The following is a 16,981-nucleotide window of genomic DNA, read 5'->3' on the forward strand; positions in this document are numbered from 1 at the left end:
GGAAACTCCTCGACATGAATATGAACTGACTTCATATCAGGAACGTTGTACCTGGTAAATACCGCAATCGAGGCCCGCTCGTTATACCGGTAGTCACGAACTCGTGACGTGCAGATATGTTCATCCGTCGAAGGGGGGTGGCGCCGAGTGTCCACACCAGCCGCCACGACCGGGCCGCTGCGCCGCGTTCCGGTGCAGGGTCGAAGTGTCGCGCGGGTCCAGCGGATGCTGGATGCCTGTGCTGAGCTCGTCGACGAGGTGGGGTACGAGGGGCTGACCACGACCCTGCTCGCCGAGCGCGCCGAGGTGGCGATCGGGTCGGTCTATCAGTTCTTTCCGGACAAGCGGGCGATCGTGCAGGCGCTGACCCTACGCACCATGGAGTCCTACCTCCAGCGGCTCGACGAGCGGTTCGCCTCCGACGACCTGACCCACTGGTGGGACGGGGTCGACGCGGGGATCGACGAGTACATCACGATGCACCGCACCGTTCCCGGATTTCGTACCCTGCACTTCGGCGACGTGGTCGACCTGCACCTGCTCGATGAGCAGCGGGACAACAACGGGGTGATCGCGGACCAGTTGGCCCGCGTCCTCACCGAGCGCTTCGGGCTGACCGACGTCCCCGAGCTGCGCTTCTACCTGGAGATCGCCGTCGAGGCGGCCGACGCGCTGATCAAGCTGGCGTTCCGTCGCCAGCAGGACGGCGACGACCGGGTGCTGACCGAGGCGAAGGCACTGATCCGGGAGTACCTGCACCGGCAGGTCGACGCGCGGCACATCGTGGACCGGCCGGCCGAGCGGGCCGAAGTGGTGCAGCCCGCCTGACGAGGCGACCAGCCGGCGCCCGGACCGCCCGCAATCGGCCCGGACCCGGCGGCCTCCCGCCCCCGGAACGCATCGGGAGCGGGAGGCCGCCCACACGTCAGAGGAACGCCTGTCCCTCGCCCCGGTAGGTCGGCACGGTGGCCATCACGGCGTCGGAGTCCACCAGGTGCAGCTCGTTGACATGCTCGGCGAGCTCTCCGGCCTTGGCGTGCCGGAACCACACCCGGTCACCGACCCGCAGCGTCCCGGCCGCCGCGCCGGCCAGCGGCGTCTGCACCTCGCCGGCTCCTTCGGTGCCGATCAGCTTCAGCCCGGCCGGAAACCACGGTCGGGGGAGCCGGCTGGCCTCGGCCGGGCCGGAGGCGATCCAGCCGCCGCCGAGCACCGTCGCCAGGCCGGGCGCCGGACGGCGGACCACCGCGCAGGCGAAGAACGCCGCCGGGGTCGGGCGCCAGGCACGGTACGCGTCGAACAGCATCGGCCCGTACAAGCCCGAACCCGCGGTGACCTCGGTGACCGCGGGATCGGCGCTGGTCGCGGCCACGCTGCCGGTGCCGCCGCCGTTGACGAACTCCAGCTCGGCGTGCTCGCGGACGGCGGCCACCGCCGCGCCCCGGCGCGCCAGCAGCTCGCGGTACGACCCGCGCTGGGCCAGCCGGATCGCGGAGCCGAGCACCGCCCGCCCCGGCGGTGCGTCGCCCAGGCCGGCGATCTGCGCCTCGTACGACATGAGGCCGACCAGCCGGAAGCCGGGGCGGCCGGCGACGGCGGCGGCGAGGGCCCCGGCGGCCCGGGCGCTGTGCACCGGTGAGCGGCGGACCCCGACGTGTACCCGCCCGCGCAGTGGCCGCCACGAGGCGTCCAGGTCGAGGCAGATCCGCAGCTCCGCCCGTCGCCCCGGTGGCACCGTGGCGTCGACGAGGTCGAGCTGGTCGGTGCCGTCCACCATCAGGGTCACGGCCGCGGCGAGGGCCGGGTCGGCGGCCAGTTCGGCGATGGCCGACCGGTCGGCGGTGGGGTACGCCACCAGGGCGTCGTCGGTCACGCCGCCCCGGACCAGCCAGATCGCCTCGGGGAGGGTGAACGCCATCACGCCGTGCCAGCCGGGCCGGCCCAACGCGCGGCGGATCAGGTCCCGGCTGCGGACCGACTTGCTCGCGATCCGCAGCGGCTTGCCGGCGGCGCGGTCGACCAGCGCCGTCGCGTTGGCGTCGAACGCCCCGAGGTCGACCACCGCGTACGGCGGGTCGAGGTGTGCGGTCGCCCGGTCGAGTCGATCGCGAACTATGTCACTTTCGGTGGCCACGGTCTGCACGCTAACTGTCCGGCGGTCAATGCGAAATACCCTCGCTTCTGTCCGGGCTGCGGGCGGTGGTCGCGGCGGCCTAGGCTCGGCGAGCAGGAGAATGTCGCGGCGGAGAAGCGTCCCGCCGGGTCTAGAGTGTTGCACCGGGAATGCCCAGCGATGGGCCGCCACGTGGAGGTACGGCCATCGAAAGCCAGCAGAACGGCGAGTCGCCCGGCGTGTCGCCGTCCCGAAACCAGCCCGGCGGGCCCACGTCCGGCGACCAGCCTGCCGCGTCCACGTCCGGCGTCTCCGGGGGCGGCAACGGCAACCAGCCCGGCGGGCAGCCCGACCACTCCGGTTACGCGGCGATCCGCTCGGTTCTGCGGATCCGACCGTTCCGCCGGCTCTGGATCGTCCTCGGCGCCGCCTCCTTCGGCGACTGGTTCGGCCTCCTCGCCACCTCCGTCTTCGCCGCCTCCCAGGTCGAGGGCAGCACGGCCAAGGGCGCGGCCTTCGGTGCCACCATCTCGATCCGGCTGCTGCCCGCCCTGGTGCTGGGGCCGATCGCGGGCGTGCTCGCCGACCGGTTCGACCGGCGCTGGACCATGGTCATCTGCGACGTCCTACGGTTCGTGCTGTTCGCCTCGATCCCGCTGGTCGCCCTGCTCGGCGCGAGCGGCGGCGCGGTCGTCGGCTGGGCGCTGGTCGCGACGTTCCTGATCGAGTCGCTCACCCTGCTGTGGATTCCGGCCAAGGAGGCCGCGGTCCCCAACCTCATCCCGCGCGCCCGGCTGGAGGCGGCCAACCAGCTCACGCTGATCACCACGTACGGCCTCACCCCCGTCCTCGCCGCGCTGGTCCTCGCCGCCCTGGACGGCGTCGTCCGGGGCGCGCTGAGCGGGGGACCGCCCGACTGGGCGGAACCGGCCCAGTTGGCGCTCTGGGTCAACGCGTTCTCCCGGCTGGCCACCGCCCTGGTGGTGGCGCTCGGCATCAGGGAGATCAGCCAGGGCCAGGCCGCCGAGCGGGACCACGCCGAGCAGAGCATGCTGCGCCAGTTCACCGAGGGCTGGCGGTTCATCGGCAAGACCCCGCTGGTCCGGGGCCTGGTGCTGGGCATCTTCGGCGCGTTCGCCGGCGGCGGCATCGTGATCGGCACCGCCCGGTTCTTCGCCAACTCGCTGGGCGCCGGTGACGCCGCCTTCTACCTGCTCTTCGGCGCGATCTTCATCGGCCTGGCGGTCGGCATCGGGCTCGGCCCGATGATCGTCAAGGACATGTCGCGGCGGCGCTGGTTCGGCATGAGCATCGTGCTCGCCAGCGCCTCGGTGATGACGCTGGCCTTCGCGATCCACCTGTCCATGGCGATGGTCGGCGCGATCCTGGTGGGCGCCGGGGCCGGCATGGCCTTCCTCTCCGGCACGACCCTGCTCGGCGGCGAGATCGCCGACGAGGTCCGCGGCCGGGTCTTCGCGGTGGTGCAGATCGGCACCCGGCTCGTGCTGATCCTGGCGATCGGCCTGGGCAGCCTCCTCGCCGGTGTCGGCGGCTCCCGCACGCTGGAGATCGCCGACCTGGGCGTCTCGATCTCGTCCACCCGCCTGCTCCTGCTGGCCGCCGGCGCCGCCGGCATCTTCGCCGGGATCAGCGCGTTCGGCCAGATGGACGACAAGAAGGGCGTCCCCGTCCTGGCCGACCTGTGGGGCTCGATCCGGGGCCGTCCGCTGATGCCGGCCGAGCCGTTCGTCTCCGCCGGACTCTTCGTGGTCTTCGAGGGCGGTGAGGGCGCCGGCAAGTCCACCCAGCTCGCGGCGCTGGCCGACCGGCTGCGCGACGCCGGCCGGGACGTGGTGGTCACCCGCGAACCGGGCGCCACCACCGTCGGTGACCGGATCCGGTCGCTGCTGCTCGGGCAGCCCGGCTCCGACGCGCCCTCGCCCCGCGCCGAGGCGCTGCTGTACGCCGCCGACCGCGCGCACCACGTGGCCACCGTCGTCCGGCCCGCCCTCGTCCGGGGTTCGGTGGTGATCAGCGACCGGTACGTCGACTCGTCCCTGGCGTACCAGGGCGCCGGGCGGACGCTCCCGGTCGACGAGGTCTCGTGGCTGTCCTCCTGGGCCACCGGCGGGCTCAAGCCCGACCTGGTCGTGCTCCTCGACGTCGACCCGCGGACCGGGCTGTCCCGGGTGGCGGCGCGCAGCGAGGGCCCGGACCGGCTGGAGGCCGAGTCGGTCACGTTCCACGAGCGCGTCCGGTACGCCTTCCTCGACCTCGCCGCGAACGACCCGAAGCGGTACCTGGTGCTCGACGCCTCCCGCCCGGTGGAGGAGCTCGCCGAGGCGGTCGCCACGCGGGTCGAGGGGATGCTCGGCAACCCCGCCGGCATCGTTCACCCGCGTCCCGCACACGGCCCGGACACCTCGGTGCAGCCGGAGTTATCCGACTCGGAGCTGGTGACGATGGAGCATCGGACCTGATGCCGGACGCCTTCGCCGACCTGGTCGGGCAGGACGAGGCGGTCGACACGCTGCGCCGGGCCGCCGTCGCGGCGAACGCCGTGCTGCGCGGCCCCGCCCCGTCACCGGAGGGCGCCGCCCCGGGCGATCCGGGTGCCGGGATGACCCATGCGTGGATCTTCACCGGACCCCCCGGCTCGGGCCGGTCGGTCGCCGCGCGAGCCTTCGCGGCGGCTCTCCAGTGCGTGCACGGCACCGGCTGCGGCACCTGTCCCGGCTGCCACACCACGATGGCCGGCACCCACGCCGACGTCCGGCTGGTCGTCCCGGAGGGGCTGTCCATCGGTGTCGGCGAGATGCGGGCGCTGGTGCTGCGGGCCGCGAGCACCCCGTCCGGCGGGCGCTGGCAGGTCGTCGTGATCGAGGACGCGGACCGGCTCACCGAGGCCGCCGGCAACGCGCTGCTCAAGGCCGTCGAGGAGCCACCGCCGCGTACGGTCTTCCTGCTCTGCGCCCCGTCCACCCACCCGGACGACATCTCGGTGACCCTCCGGTCGCGCTGCCGGGTCGTACCGCTGCGGCAGCCGCCGCCCGACGCGGTGGCCGAGGTGCTGGCCCGGCGGGACGGCGTCGCGCCGGACGTGGCGCGCTGGGCGGCGGCGGCCGCGCAGGGGCACGTCGGTCGGGCCCGGCGGCTGGCCCGTGACCCCGAGGCGCGCAAGCGCCGGGACGCGGTCCTGGCGGTGCCGCGCCGGCTGACCGGTGTGGGTGCCGCCTTCGACGCGGCGTCGGCACTGATCGAGGCCGCCGAGGCGGAGGCCGAGGCGTCGGTCGCGGAGAGCGACGCCGCCGAGCGTGCCGCGCTGGAGACGGCACTCGGCGCGGGCGGCACCGGCCGGGGCGCCGCCGGTGCGATGCGGGGCGCCGCCGGGCAGCTGAAGGACCTGGAACGGCGGCAGAAGTCGCGGGCGACCCGGGCGCAGCGCGACGCGTTGGACCGGGCGCTGGTCGACCTGGCCGGTTTCTACCGGGACGCGCTCACCATTGCGCTGCGCGCCCCCGTCGCGCCGGTGCACACCGACACCGCCGCGATCGCCGAGGCCGGCGCGCAGAGGTGGCACGCCGAGGGGGCGCTCCGCCGCCTGGAGGCGGTGCTGGAGTGCCGGGCGGCGATCGAGGCGAACGTCAAGCCGCGGATCGCCGTGGAGGCGATGATGCTCGCCCTGTGGAAGGGCTGACACCCCGGCCGTCCCGTTGTCCACAGGCATCGACACGTGCGATTGCTGTGCGGTACGGTCCGGTGTGCCGTGGTGACGGTGGCGGCACGCTGAGTGAGGTTCGCCGGGGAGGAGTCCGCCGATGCCGCGGGGCGAGATCGACGAGGCCTGGATCGAGGAGGCCGTGCGGCGCTACCGCCGCATCGAGTCCCTCCAGGCCGAGTTCGACCAGGCGGTCGCCACGGTCGAGGTCACCGTGCGCTCGCCCGACGGGCTGGTGGAGGTGGTGGTGACGGCGGGGGGCTCCATCACCGACGTGCGCTTCCTCGGCGCGCTGCACAACCGTCACCCCCGGGACGTCGCCGCGTCCGTGCAGGCCGCCGTGACCGCCGCGGCCGACGCCGCCCAGTGGGCCCGGGAGAAGCTGCACAACGAGACGTTCACCGCCTACCGTCCGCTCGCGGGAGCCTGAGATGGAGGACCTGCGAGCCCTCGCCGCGCGGCTGGACTCGGCCGGCGAGACCGTGGCCGGGGTGGCCCGCACGGTCACCGCGGCCGACCCCGCCCAGGCCGCGTTCGGCGCCGACGCCGCCGGCCGGCCGGGGGAGATCGGGCGCGCCCTGCACCGGCAGTGGACGGCCGCCACCGGTGACCGCGCCCGCGAGGCCCACGCCGCCGCGCACCGGCTCGCCGCCGCCGCGTCCGCCGTCCGGGACGCCGCCGACCGCTACGCCGACGTCGACCTGGCCGCCCGGCGGCGCCTGGCCGGGGAGGTGTGATGGACGCGCTGGACCGGCTCGCCGAGCCGGGTCTGGACCTGCTGCGCCGCGTCGACACGCTGCTCGCCGCCGGCGCGCCCGACGGTCACCGGGTCTGGCCCCTGCTGCGCCGGATGCAGGTGCTCCCCGGCGAGGCCGTGCGCAACTTCGTCGACCTGCACCCGGCGCCGTTGGCCGGCGCCGGCCACGGGGTGCGCCGGCTCGTCCGGGGGTACGACGAGGTGTCCGCCACGCTGACCGACCCGGTCCTCTGGTCCGGGCCGGCCGCGTCCGCGTACGGGCAGGCGCGCACCGCCCTGCTGCACCATCTCGACGAGGGGCCGGACAGCCTGGTGGGGCGGCTGGAGTCGACCGCCGGCTACGCCGACGCGCTCGCCGCCTGGGTGGAGGGCAGTCGGCTGGCACTGGCTCGGGCCCTGGCCGACGTGATCCGCTCGGCCGAGGCGGTGGCGGTCGTCGCCGCCACGTCGGTGTCGGTCGGCACGACGGGTCGGAGCACGTCGGGGACGCCGGGGGGAGTCGAGGCGGCCGAGATCGCCGCGCGGGTGCTGGCGGTGCTCTGCGTCGCGTACGACGGGGCGGAGACGATCCTGCGGGAGTGGGCCCCCAGCCTGGCCGAGTCCCGGTGGCGGGCACCGGCGGCCGAGCGCACCCGCTACGACAGCCCCACGCGCGTCGGCTGGTGACGCCACGGGCGGTAGCCGTACCGCGACGCCGGCGGGCCGGTGCCGGACGGCGGACGTAGGGTGAGTGGATGGGCATGCTCTGCGCGGTCAGCTTCCAGCGGTACGGGCGCCTCTACTACCTGGACCCGGGTGACCTGCGCCCTCAGGTGGGCGACAAGGTGCTGGTGCCGACCGACGACGGGCCGGAGGTGGCCGAGTGCGTCTGGGCCGCCCAGTGGGTCTCCGAGGAGACCGAGGGGTTCCCCCGGCTGGCGGGGCTCGCCCAGGAGGAGGACCTCCGCCGCGACGAGGCGCTGCGCCGGCGTAAGGCCGAGGCGAAGGTCGCCGCGAAGCGGCTCATCCGGGAGCACGGCCTGCCGATGAAGGTGGTCGCCGTCGACCACGTGCTCGGCGGGGCCGAGAGCGGCAGCGAGCGCAGCACGATCTACTTCACCGCGCCGCACCGGGTGGATTTCCGGTCGCTGGTCCGTGACCTCGGGGCGACCCTGCACTGCCGGGTGGAGCTGCGCCAGCTCTCCGCCCGGGACTCGGCCCGCGTCCAGGGTGGAATCGGCTCCTGCGGTCGGGACCTGTGCTGCGCCACGTTCCTCACCGACTTCGAGCCGGTGACCATCCGGATGGCGAAGGACCAGGACCTGCCGCTCAACCCGCTGCGCATCTCCGGTGCGTGCGGCCGGCTGATGTGCTGCCTGAAGTACGAACATCCCCTCTACCAACGCTTCCAGGAGTCGGCACCGGCCGTCGGCACCCGCGTGACCACACCCGAGGGCGACGGCCGGGTGGTCGGCCACAGCGTCCCGAGAGACGCGGTCACCGTCCGCCTGGACGCCGACGGCTCCCGCTGCTCCTGCTCCCGCGCCTCCGTCTGCGCCCCCCGCCAGTCCCACGACCAGCACTACAACCCCTAACCCCGATCTCCCACCCCCCACCCCCACCCCCACCCGTCCTCCGCGTTGATCAAGAGGTTTGCGTCAGGATCCGTGGCCCCGCTGGCGAAAACCCCTTGATCAACCCTGTGGCGGGGTTGGTCCGGAGATGCGGACGGGGGGTTCGGCCAGGCGGGGGTGTAGGGGTGTCTTCGGGGTCAGCCAGCTGGAGGTGGGGGACTGGTCGGGGTTCACCTGCCAGTCGCGGGACACGCGGTCGACCGCGATCGGGTAGAGCGTGAGGGTGCCGTCCGGGTCGATGCGCATCCGCAGGAACGCCTTGGCGTCCTCGATGCCCTGACCGGCGAAGAGTTCGTTGACGTTCACCCCGAAGGCGCCGGCGACCAGCAGGTACGCGGCCACCACCTGGCTGGCCACCAGTCCGATCACGGGGCCGTAGAGCACCGCCGCGGCCGCCACCGGCAGCGGCCACGGCCAGTCGTAGAACGGCAGCGACAGCCAGGCCCACGTGCCCAGGGCGGCGAGCCCTAGGTGGGCCGTGCCGTGGGCGACCCCGAGGATCCAGTGCCGGACGTGCCGCTTGCCGCCGGCGCTCGGCGGCTTCGCGAAGACGGCCGCGCCGAGCAGCGTCACCAGCAGCATCGCCACCAGCGGCACGCTGAACAGTCGCTGGTCGGTCCCCTCGCGATGCGTCGCGACGCCGGCCATCGCCAGCATCAGCAGCGTGTGCACGGTGCCGAGGAGCGTCGTGAAGCCCGGGTTGCGCAGCGGCAGCCGGCCGAAGATCCCCCACCCGTACCGCCGGGACCGCTTCGCGTCCGGGTAGCGGCCCGCCAGGTCGTACGGGTGGGAGACGCTGGCGCGCCGGGCCAGGGTGTCGCGCGGCGGCACCTCGATCCGCTCCGGGAGCTTGTGCGTCGGGTAGAGGTACGCGCCGCCACCCCCGCAGGTGACCAGTTGCCGGTCCGGACCGGCGTACCGGGCGTAGTGGTGCAGGTCGCCGGAGACGAGCAGCCGTACCTGCGCCCCGGTCGGCGCGACGATCGTGCGGATGAAGTAGTCGATCGAGTCGTACGCCGTGGGATGGTCGACGGCCTTGACCCAGGTCGGTGCCGGCACGGCCAGGATCACCCTGCTCTGCGGCCCCAGGCGCTCGGCGACCGTGTCGAAGTAGGTGAGCTGCGGATCGTCGAGGTACGACCCGGACTGGTCGTCGAGGCCGAGCAGCCACCAGCCGGCCGGCAGTTCCACCGCGAAGTACGAGCGGGACTGGCCGGTGCCCCAGCCGCCGAAGTGCCGGTCCCGGGACCGGACGAACAGCCGGAGGAACGCGGTCAGGCCGTCGTACCAGTCGTGGTTGCCGGGCACGGCGAACAACGTGGGCCGCGCTGAGGGGGTGACCGGGAGCGCCGCCTGGTAGGGACCCTTGCAGCGATCCTCGTACGCCTCGTACGCCGCCGACGGATAGACCTGGTCGCCGCCCATCACCAGGGTCTGTGCGCGGGGCAGCCGATGCCCGTCGACCTCCAGCTCCGGCTGCGCCAGCAGGTACGCGACGGAGTAGGTGGCGTTGAAGCCGTCGCCCAGGTCGGCCACGTAATCCAGCCAGAGCCCGCCGTCCGGGCCGATCTGCTTACCGATCTTCGCGTCGAGGGCGTTCTGCAGCTCCCGTTTGTCCAGGTACGCACCGAAAAGCATCGCGAGGAGCGTACGGATGCCGGTGCTGATCAGCAGGAACGGCGCGAGCCACGGGACCGGCCCGCGCGGTGTGAAGCCCAGTTCCTGCGGGTCGGTGCTGCGCGGACGGCGGGCCTGCCGTCCGCCGGCGGCCTCGCTGGCGTGCGGACCGGATGGGGTGGCCTCGCCGGGCGGCTCGGGATCGTCCGTCATCCGCCGGAGCGTAGTACCGACGCGCCGGGGTCGCTGTCCGGTGGACGTCCGATCGCGCCGTCCGTCCGGTTACCGCGGGTGGGAGGGATCCCGTTCGGCCGGAGCTAGGGGCGTGCACTACACTTGACGATCGTTGCCGCCTTAGCTCAGTCGGCTAGAGCGACGCACTCGTAATGCGTAGGTCGACGGTTCGATTCCGTCAGGCGGCTCGGCACAGAAGCCCAGGTCAGAGACCTGGGCTTCTGCCGTTTCCCGAGGTTGATCACACCCCCCCGGTCCCCAAGTGGTGATCGCGCTCCGCTAGCTGATCCCCAGGACGGGCAGGCACTCCTCGACGCCGGTCAGCTCGATGTCGCCTCGGCGGACCCGTTCCCACGCATCCCGAGTGAGCCGCCACCGCTGGATCCGCGCGGGTTCGCCGCGGCGGGTGTCCCAGTCCGTGCCGTTCGGTTCGTAGGCCAGGGCACGGGAGATGCGGTTGGACGCTTCGTTGTCGACGAAGGCGTCGCTGCCGGCTTCGCGTGCGCCCAGCCCTGCGAAGGCCAGTTGCAGGATCGCCGCGCGCATCTCCTTGCCGAGCCCCTGTCCGCGGCTGCCGGGGGCCAGCCACGAGAAGCTGGACACCGTGCCGAACCGCGTGAAGTTCGTTCCGGTGAGGTCCTGCATGCCGACCGGTTCGCCGTCGACGAGCACGGCGAAGTACAGCCGCCACGAATCCGCGCTCACGCGGCCGCGGCCGGCCCAGATACCGCGTAGCCACTGCCATTCGCGTTCGGGGCTGTCGGCGTAGAACGAGATCGGGTCGTCGAACGGCCACGGCTCGGCGTCGGCGACCCCGGCCCGCACGAGCGGCACGAGACGTTCCAGCAGTTCGTCGGACGCGCCGGCCAGCGTAAGGCGCGGCGTGCGGACCTCGACGTTCAGCGGGGGATAGGTGTGGGCCACGCCCGCACGGTAGTTAGCCCGCCCCGCCGCCGCATCCGGTTTCCCTGGGCGCTGTCCGCGCCCCTTCCGATTCCGCCGCTTCTCCCCATGCGCCGATTCCCGTGCTCTTCGTAGGCGCGGTCGAGCAGGCAGGCGGGTCTGGACGAGTCTCCCCGCTACGGCCATGATCCTGTGATGGACGAGGAAAGACCAGCGCGGCAGCGGGAACGGTCCAACTTCGTCCCGGCAGGACGGGCGCTACTGTGCGTCCTCCTCATCTCCACCACGTTGGTCGTGCTGGCTCTGCAGACCGCCAGCGGCGTCACTCACCTGGAGGGCAGCTCCTACAACACCGAATTCGCGGAACCCACATGGTGGCTGGCGGGGTTCCTTCTCTTCGTGCCGGTGTACCTGGCATCCCGCCGCTACCCGAAGCTGGCGGTTGTTGCCGTCATCGCAGCTGTCGGGCCTCAGTTCGCCCTGCCTGCAGTCGTGGTCGATCGCTATGTCGAGGGCGGCTGGGGCGACGGGCTCGAAGGTTTCGGCTATGTGTTGCCCATCCTCATGACGCCCGTATTCGCCGTTGCGGCGGCCGCCGGTGCGGCAATCGGATGGCGTAAGCAGCGCGCCCATGACGCCTAGCTAATCCGATCAGGAGACCGCGGCCTTGACCAACTCGGCGACCCTCTTCTCCACCGCGGGGCTCCACCGCTGGAGCGCGTACGACGCCGGCCACATGTCCCCTTCGTCGAGGTTGGCCGTGTCCTGGAAGCCCAGGGTCGAGTACCGGTAGTTGAACTTGCCGGAGTCCTGGAAGAAGACGACGATCTTGCCGTCCGCGTTGGCGTAGGCGGGCATCCCGTACCAGGTCTTCGGCGACAGGTCCGGGGCGTTGGCGGTCACCGTCACGTGCACGCGCTCGGCGAGCTCACGATCCTCCGGCGCCATCTGCGCGATCCGGTCGAGGACCGCCTGTAGTCCGTCGGCCTTCTTGGCGCCCTTCTTGCCCTCGGCGCGCAGCTCGGCGGCGCGCTCCTTCATCGCGGCACGCTCTTCGGCGGTGAAGCCGTCAGACTGCTTCGTGGTCATCTCGGACCTGCCTCTCGACGCTCAAGGCTCGGCGTGCTGCCGGCCAACTGAAGAGAAGGCTAGGACTGACGGAACCCGGGAGGCTTCTCGATTCCTGATCGGATCGGGACCGGCCACCTCGGCCCTTTCGGCATTCGCCCCACCCGAGGCCGCACCGGCAAGCAGTATGTCCGCTATGAAGGCAAAAGCCGGTATAGCGCTCTTCGCGGTTCTGGCGCTCGCCGCCTGCGATGCGCCAGAGGCCAGTCAGCCGCCGGGGCCGATCACGCCCGGAGCGACCGCGACGGCGACCGCGACCGCCGCGCCCGCACCCAGGACGGAGCTGACCGTCGTGGCCGCGGGTGACCTGCTGGTCCACCCGGCGCTCACCGAGCAGGCCGCGGCCGACGCGCGGCGCAGCGGACGGGAGGGCCACGACTTCACGCAGGTGCTCGCGGCGGTCCGGAACCGGGTCAGTGCCGCCGATCTCGCCATCTGTCACATGGAGACCCCGCTGGCGGAGCCCGCCGGCCCGTTCACCGGATGGCCGGCCTTCAGCGTGCCGCCGCAACTCGCCGACGCCGCAGCCTGGGCCGGTTTCGACACCTGCTCCACCGCCTCCAACCACTCACTGGACACCGGGGTGGCGGGCATCGCCCGTACGCTGGACAACCTGGACCGGGTCGGACTCCGCCACACCGGCACGGCCCGGAGCGCCGCGGAGGCCGCCCGACCGAACATCCTCGACGTGGCGGGGGTGAAGGTCGGCCAGTTGTCGTACACCCTCAGTTTCAACGACATCGAGTTGCCCGCCGGCCGGCCATGGGCCGCCAACCGGATCGACCGGGACGCCATCCTCGCCGAGGCCCGGCGGGCCCGCGCGGCCGGAGCGGAGATCGTCATCCTCTCCATGCACTGGGGAACCGAGTACCGGAACGAGCCGAACGGCGACCAGCACGACCTCGCCCAGCAACTGCTGGCCGCACCCGAGATCGACCTCATCGTCGGCCACCATGCCCACGTGGTGCAGCCCTTCGAGAAGATCGGCGCGAAGTGGGTCGCCTACGGGATGGGCAACCTGACGACCCGGTTCGGCGACGACTCGCCGGAGAACACGCAGGACGCGGTGGTCCCGGAGTTCACGTTCCGCCGTACCGCGGCGGGGAGGTGGGAGGTGGCCGAGGTGACCGTCCTGCCGACGTGGATGGAGTACCGGCCTGCGGCCCGGGTGATCGATCTCGGCACCGCCTCCGCGGATCCCCGGTTGCCCGCCTGGCGGCGGGCCGACTACGCCCGGATCCACAAGCGGATCATGGATTACGTGGACATGCGCGGGGCACTCGCTGCGGGCCTGCGGGCGCCGTACTGACGCTCCCGCGCCTCGACGGACGAGGACGCCTCACCCCCATCGGACGAAATCCTCGCTGAGCGGTGACTTCCGGGGCTCTGGCCGGTCGAATCTGGTGATCCGTCATTCAGCCACCACCGGAGGTAGCCCCGTGGAGTACGCGCCCGTCGTCGTCGCCCTGCCCATCGCCGATCGCTCCACCTCGTACCGCTTCTACCAGGCCGCCCTCGGCCTCGTCGCGATCGGCGAGCCGGCGGAGGACGGCGTTCCGGAGCCGTTGCAGTTCCAGGTCAATCCCGGCCTGCGCCTCATGCTGATCCCGGCCGAGGGCTTCGGGTGGGTGATCGGTGACCGCGAGATCGCAGGCCCCGACCGGAGCGAGTGCCTGCTCGCCCTGACCGTGGGCACCCAGGGCGACGCCGACGAGCTGGTCGGCCAGGCGCGTGCCGCGGGGGCGCGCGCGGTCACCGAGCCGGGGCACAAACCCTGGGGGTACGAGGGCAGCTTCGTCGACCCGGACGGGCACCTGTGGACGGTGCGGGCGGACGCGGCCTGACGGCGGTGTCGGAGGTGCCGGGCAGGATGGCCGGATGAGTGTCGAACGGGAGGCCGTCGTCCACCGCAAGCTCGTCCGGGACCGCATACCGGAGATCGTCGAGGCCGCCGGCCGCGTCCCGGCGACCCGGGTGCTGACCGTCGCCGAGCTGGTGCCCGCGCTGCTCGCCAAGCTGCACGAGGAAGCCACCGAGCTGGGGCTCGCCGAGCCGGAGGAGCGGCTGGAGGAGTTGGCCGACGTGCACGAGGTGCTGTCCGCGCTGACCACCGCGTACGGCTTCACGGAGGAGGACGTGACGCGGGCGGCGCGGGAGAAGAAGGCCGCGCGCGGCGGCTTCTCCGAGCGGGTGTGGTTGGAGGAGGTCCGCTGACGGCGGACGCGCGAGGGCCCGGCGGGCCCGCCACGTCGACGAAGGACGCGCGGGGCCGGCCGGGCCCTGGACAGGGGACGCGCAGCGGCCTGTCAGAGGCCGCGCCGCGGGTCGGGGGCGCCGGTGTAGCCGACGCCGCTCTCCGGGACGTCGGTGACGACGTACTCCGTCTCGGTCGTGGTGGTGGTCGGCTCGTCGTCCTCGTCGCTGCCGGAGCGGTGCTTCACGGCCGCTGCGGCACCAGCCGCCGCCGCTCCGGCCACCGCGGCACCGGCGGCCACGGCCTTACCGGACACGCCGGCCTTGCCGCTGTCACCCCGGGTGGCCGCGGCGTCCTCGACGCCCGGCGTGCCGACGCCGACACCGCTGTCGATGGTGCCGCGCCAGGATCCGGTCTCGGCACCCCGGTTCTCGATGAACGACTTGAACTTCCTCAGGTCGGACTCGGCCTGCTTCTCGACGACGTTCAGCTTGTCGCCGGCCTTCTCGACCAGGCCCTCCGGCTCGTACTCCAGGTGGAGCCGCACCATGGTGCGGTCCACGCCGACCGGGGAGAAGTAGACGGCACCGGCGTTGGTCGCGCCCTCGGTGGCCGCCCAGGCGACCTTCGTGTCGGGCACCTGCTCCAGGACGGTCGCGTCCCACTCGCGCTGCACGCCCGCGATCTCGGCAACCCAGTGCATCCGCTTGTCGTCGAGCTGCCGGACCTCCCGGACGCCCCCCATGAAGCGGGGGAACTCCTCGAACTGCGTCCACTGGTTGTACGCGGTGCTGACCGGGACCTGGACCTCGATGGACTTCTCGACCTTGGTGGTCATGGGCAAATCCTCTCGTCAGGTCGAACCTCTGTCACCAGAACTCCTACCCTGGGCGAGGGCACCCAACCAGGAACCTCACGACCGTCCAGTGCGGACCGGGAACAGGCCCGGACCAGCGGGTGCTGGTCCGGGCCTGTCCGGCGTACGAGATGGGGTCAGCCGTCCTCGCGGTCGGGGCTCTCCAGGCGGAAGAAGTTGCTCTGCTTACCGTCGGAGCGCTCCTCCTGATAGATGAAGTTCAGCCGACGCCGGTCGAAGGCGTCGAACCAGTCCTCCCAGCTGATCTCGCGCAGCCGGTCCTCCCGGCCGCCGGCCGGGAAGTCGAAGCGCAGCACACCCGCGTGACCGTCGTGCTCGGTCCCGTCCACGGTGCAGGGCACCCCCTTGCGGGCCTCGGCCCACTGCCGGATGACGTCGTGGTCGGTGGTGACGAGGCTGCGGCCCGGCCGCTCCGCCTCGTCGTCGACGGAGGTGATCTCCTGCGAGTACCTGACCGAGCTGGACGTGTGGGAGCCGGTCCGGACACCGCCGCCGGAGGAGCCGGACGCGCCGGAGCCGCCCGTGGCGCGCGAGCTGCCCTTCATGGCCTTGATCAGGGCCTTGACCAGGTCGTCCTTCTTCATGTCGGCCGTGTCCGTGACGCCCCGGGAGCGGAGCCGGGCACGCAGCTCGTCGACCTTGAGCCGGTCGATCTCGCTCTCGCTGATGTCCGGGGTGTTCGGCGTCTGGTTGCCGGGCGGGTTGTCCGACGCGCGGCCGTCAGAGCCGCCGGCCTTCGCGCCGCCGCCGGTCGACTTCGCGCCGCCGGAGGAGCTGCTGGCGCCGCTCTTCATGGCCTTGATCAGGGCCTTGACCAGGTCGTCCTTCTTCATGTCGGCGGTGTCGATGACCCCGCGGCGACGGAGCCGGCTGCGCAGGTCGTCGACCGTGAGCCGGGCGATCTCACTCTCGTTGATGTCGGGCGTGTTGGGGGTCTGGTTGCCCGGCGGGTTCTTGGTCGCGGTCGATCCCGAGCTGTTTCGCGTGGGCATGGGAGGCACGTCCTTCCTTCGACCCGTGTCCAGGGGATGGCGCCGCGAGGCGCGGCGGGCCGTCGGAAGAAATCAGTACCCCGAGGCGGGGACTCAAACGTGGCGCTGGTCAGACGTAGATCTTCTTGACGTACTCCGGACCGTAGTGCCGTTCCAGGTCCTCCAGGCTCTCGGCCGGCGCCTCGACCTCCTTGACGAGACGCGCCCGGGTGGGCAGGGCGTCCGGGGCCCAGGTCTCCGGCCGCCACAGCTCCGAACGGAGAAACGCCTTCGCGCAGTGGTAGAAGACCTGCTCGATCTCCACGACCACCGCGAGGACCGGCCGGTGGCCCTTCACCACCATGTCGTCGAAGAACGGCGCGTCCCGGACCAGGCGGGCGCGGCCGTTGATCCGCAGGGTGTCGGTGCGGCCGGGAATCAGGAAGAGCAGCCCGACGTGCGGGTTGTCCAGGATGTTGCGGTAGCCGTCCGCCCGCTTGTTGCCCGGTCGTTCGGGAATGGCGACGGTCGTGTCGTCCAGCACCAGGGTGAACCCGGGCGGGTCGCCCTTGGGGGAGACGTCGCAGGTGCCGTCCGTACCGGCGGTCGCGACCAGGCAGAACGGCGATGCGGCCAGCCACTGCCGGTCCCGTTCGTGCAGCCGGGTGCGTTCCTTCGCGGCGGCGCGCGGCCCCGGCGTACCGAGCAGCTCGCGCAGTTCCTCGTGTGTCGTGATCTCCACCGTCACGTGTTCCTCCCCCGACCGTTGACCCCGGTGGCGGAGAGCCACCGTTCGCCAGCCTAGGCGGGCGCCACCAGCGCGAGGTTTGTCCCCGGGTGCCGGGGGTACCGCCTC

General features: G+C 72.5%; 17 protein-coding genes, 1 tRNA gene and 1 pseudogene. 12 read left to right on the top strand and 7 right to left on the bottom strand.

Annotation, left to right across the window (positions count from 1 at the left end):
- The first annotated feature begins 225 nt into the window (after window positions 1–225).
- Complete coding sequence (locus tag ACIBR0_RS21770) at window positions 226–828, top strand: TetR family transcriptional regulator (protein WP_396718587.1); 603 nt, start codon at window positions 226–228, stop codon at window positions 826–828.
- Between the two features lie 97 nt (window positions 829–925).
- Here ACIBR0_RS21770 and ACIBR0_RS21775 read toward each other — a convergent pair whose 3' ends face one another.
- A complete protein-coding gene (locus ACIBR0_RS21775) occupies window positions 926–2,143 on the bottom strand; it encodes an amino acid deaminase/aldolase (protein ID WP_396718383.1) in 1,218 nt (405 codons plus the stop codon).
- Window positions 2,144–2,283: 140 nt separating this feature from the next.
- Here ACIBR0_RS21775 and tmk point away from each other — a divergent pair, with 140 nt between their 5' ends.
- The 6 genes from tmk (at window position 2,284) to ACIBR0_RS21805 (ending at window position 8,162) form a co-directional block, all read left to right on the top strand.
- Window positions 2,284–4,593: a dTMP kinase gene (tmk, locus tag ACIBR0_RS21780; RefSeq protein WP_396718386.1), complete on the top strand. Its 2,310-nt coding sequence runs from the start codon at window positions 2,284–2,286 to the stop codon at window positions 4,591–4,593.
- Window positions 4,593–5,810: a DNA polymerase III subunit delta' gene (locus ACIBR0_RS21785; protein ID WP_396718389.1), complete on the top strand. Its 1,218-nt coding sequence runs from the start codon at window positions 4,593–4,595 to the stop codon at window positions 5,808–5,810. Before tmk ends, ACIBR0_RS21785 begins: the two co-directional genes overlap by 1 nt.
- Window positions 5,811–5,931: 121 nt before the next feature.
- Complete coding sequence (locus tag ACIBR0_RS21790; RefSeq protein ID WP_396718392.1) at window positions 5,932–6,261, top strand: YbaB/EbfC family nucleoid-associated protein; 330 nt, start codon at window positions 5,932–5,934, stop codon at window positions 6,259–6,261.
- 1 nt (window position 6,262) lies between these two features.
- Window positions 6,263–6,568, top strand: a complete 306-nt coding sequence (locus ACIBR0_RS21795; RefSeq protein WP_396718395.1) for a hypothetical protein — start codon at window positions 6,263–6,265, stop codon at window positions 6,566–6,568.
- Window positions 6,568–7,254, top strand: coding sequence for a hypothetical protein (locus tag ACIBR0_RS21800; protein ID WP_396718397.1), 687 nt, complete (start codon window positions 6,568–6,570; stop codon window positions 7,252–7,254). The genes ACIBR0_RS21795 and ACIBR0_RS21800 overlap by 1 nt, the downstream gene beginning before the upstream one ends.
- A 68-nt stretch (window positions 7,255–7,322) precedes the next feature.
- Window positions 7,323–8,162: a stage 0 sporulation family protein gene (locus ACIBR0_RS21805; RefSeq protein WP_396718399.1), complete on the top strand. Its 840-nt coding sequence runs from the start codon at window positions 7,323–7,325 to the stop codon at window positions 8,160–8,162.
- Between the two features lie 99 nt (window positions 8,163–8,261).
- On the opposite strand, the gene ACIBR0_RS21810 is transcribed toward ACIBR0_RS21805, so the two are convergent.
- Window positions 8,262–10,031 carry a metallophosphoesterase family protein gene (locus ACIBR0_RS21810; protein ID WP_396718401.1) on the bottom strand — a complete coding sequence of 590 codons (1,770 nt, stop codon included), beginning with the start codon at window positions 10,029–10,031 and terminating at the stop codon, window positions 8,262–8,264.
- 135 nt (window positions 10,032–10,166) lie between these two features.
- On the opposite strand from ACIBR0_RS21810, the gene ACIBR0_RS21815 reads away from it, so the two are divergent.
- Window positions 10,167–10,240: transfer RNA gene (locus ACIBR0_RS21815), tRNA-Thr, on the top strand.
- 91 nt (window positions 10,241–10,331) lie between these two features.
- Here ACIBR0_RS21815 and ACIBR0_RS21820 read toward each other — a convergent pair.
- Window positions 10,332–10,976, bottom strand: a complete 645-nt coding sequence (locus ACIBR0_RS21820) for a GNAT family N-acetyltransferase (protein WP_396718404.1) — start codon at window positions 10,974–10,976, stop codon at window positions 10,332–10,334.
- 174 nt (window positions 10,977–11,150) lie between these two features.
- On the opposite strand from ACIBR0_RS21820, the gene ACIBR0_RS21825 reads away from it, so the two are divergent.
- Window positions 11,151–11,597: a hypothetical protein gene (locus ACIBR0_RS21825; RefSeq protein ID WP_396718407.1), complete on the top strand. Its 447-nt coding sequence runs from the start codon at window positions 11,151–11,153 to the stop codon at window positions 11,595–11,597.
- A 9-nt stretch (window positions 11,598–11,606) separates the two neighbouring features.
- On the opposite strand, the gene ACIBR0_RS21830 is transcribed toward ACIBR0_RS21825, so the two are convergent.
- A complete protein-coding gene (locus tag ACIBR0_RS21830; protein WP_396718410.1) occupies window positions 11,607–12,044 on the bottom strand; it encodes an iron chaperone in 438 nt (145 codons plus the stop codon).
- 175 nt (window positions 12,045–12,219) lie between these two features.
- Between ACIBR0_RS21830 and ACIBR0_RS21835 the strand changes: the two genes are divergently transcribed.
- The 3 genes from ACIBR0_RS21835 (at window position 12,220) to ACIBR0_RS21845 (ending at window position 14,297) form a co-directional block, all read left to right on the top strand.
- Complete coding sequence (locus ACIBR0_RS21835; protein ID WP_396718413.1) at window positions 12,220–13,392, top strand: CapA family protein; 1,173 nt, start codon at window positions 12,220–12,222, stop codon at window positions 13,390–13,392.
- 130 nt (window positions 13,393–13,522) lie between these two features.
- Window positions 13,523–13,927, top strand: a complete 405-nt coding sequence (locus ACIBR0_RS21840; RefSeq protein ID WP_357028565.1) for a VOC family protein — start codon at window positions 13,523–13,525, stop codon at window positions 13,925–13,927.
- Window positions 13,928–13,961: 34 nt separating this feature from the next.
- Window positions 13,962–14,297 (top strand): phosphoribosyl-ATP pyrophosphohydrolase, encoded by a 336-nt coding sequence (locus ACIBR0_RS21845; RefSeq protein WP_396718416.1) that lies wholly within the window; start codon window positions 13,962–13,964, stop codon window positions 14,295–14,297.
- 368 nt (window positions 14,298–14,665) lie between these two features.
- Here ACIBR0_RS21845 and ACIBR0_RS21850 read toward each other — a convergent pair.
- The 3 genes and pseudogenes from ACIBR0_RS21850 to ACIBR0_RS21860 form a co-directional block, all read right to left on the bottom strand.
- Window positions 14,666–15,115 (bottom strand): annotated as a pseudogene (locus ACIBR0_RS21850) (SRPBCC family protein); the annotation flags it as partial.
- Between the two features lie 155 nt (window positions 15,116–15,270).
- A complete protein-coding gene (locus ACIBR0_RS21855) occupies window positions 15,271–16,146 on the bottom strand; it encodes an SAP domain-containing protein (protein ID WP_396718418.1) in 876 nt (291 codons plus the stop codon).
- Between the two features lie 109 nt (window positions 16,147–16,255).
- Complete coding sequence (locus ACIBR0_RS21860) at window positions 16,256–16,873, bottom strand: pyridoxamine 5'-phosphate oxidase family protein (protein ID WP_396718420.1); 618 nt, start codon at window positions 16,871–16,873, stop codon at window positions 16,256–16,258.
- Window positions 16,874–16,981: the final 108 nt, after the last annotated feature.

This window comes from Micromonospora sp. NPDC049497 (assembly GCF_044465805.1).
In the GTDB taxonomy this organism is placed as follows: Bacteria; Actinomycetota; Actinomycetes; order Mycobacteriales; family Micromonosporaceae; genus Micromonospora.

Bases quoted from the DNA above. Each gene is read 5' to 3' on its own strand.
- ACIBR0_RS21810 (WP_396718401.1), bottom strand. From the start codon at position 10,031: ATGACGGACGATCCCGAGCCGCCCGGCGAGGCCACCCCATCCGGTCCG.
- ACIBR0_RS21835 (WP_396718413.1), top strand. From the start codon at position 12,220: ATGAAGGCAAAAGCCGGTATAGCGCTCTTCGCGGTTCTGGCGCTCGCC.
- ACIBR0_RS21825 (WP_396718407.1), top strand. From the start codon at position 11,151: ATGGACGAGGAAAGACCAGCGCGGCAGCGGGAACGGTCCAACTTCGTC.
- ACIBR0_RS21770 (WP_396718587.1), top strand. From the start codon at position 226: ATGCTGGATGCCTGTGCTGAGCTCGTCGACGAGGTGGGGTACGAGGGG.
- ACIBR0_RS21785 (WP_396718389.1), top strand. From the start codon at position 4,593: ATGCCGGACGCCTTCGCCGACCTGGTCGGGCAGGACGAGGCGGTCGAC.
- ACIBR0_RS21855 (WP_396718418.1), bottom strand. From the start codon at position 16,146: ATGCCCACGCGAAACAGCTCGGGATCGACCGCGACCAAGAACCCGCCG.
- ACIBR0_RS21805 (WP_396718399.1), top strand. From the start codon at position 7,323: ATGGGCATGCTCTGCGCGGTCAGCTTCCAGCGGTACGGGCGCCTCTAC.
- ACIBR0_RS21800 (WP_396718397.1), top strand. From the start codon at position 6,568: ATGGACGCGCTGGACCGGCTCGCCGAGCCGGGTCTGGACCTGCTGCGC.
- tmk (WP_396718386.1), top strand. From the start codon at position 2,284: ATGCCCAGCGATGGGCCGCCACGTGGAGGTACGGCCATCGAAAGCCAG.
- ACIBR0_RS21830 (WP_396718410.1), bottom strand. From the start codon at position 12,044: ATGACCACGAAGCAGTCTGACGGCTTCACCGCCGAAGAGCGTGCCGCG.
- ACIBR0_RS21795 (WP_396718395.1), top strand. From the start codon at position 6,263: ATGGAGGACCTGCGAGCCCTCGCCGCGCGGCTGGACTCGGCCGGCGAG.
- ACIBR0_RS21845 (WP_396718416.1), top strand. From the start codon at position 13,962: ATGAGTGTCGAACGGGAGGCCGTCGTCCACCGCAAGCTCGTCCGGGAC.
- ACIBR0_RS21790 (WP_396718392.1), top strand. From the start codon at position 5,932: ATGCCGCGGGGCGAGATCGACGAGGCCTGGATCGAGGAGGCCGTGCGG.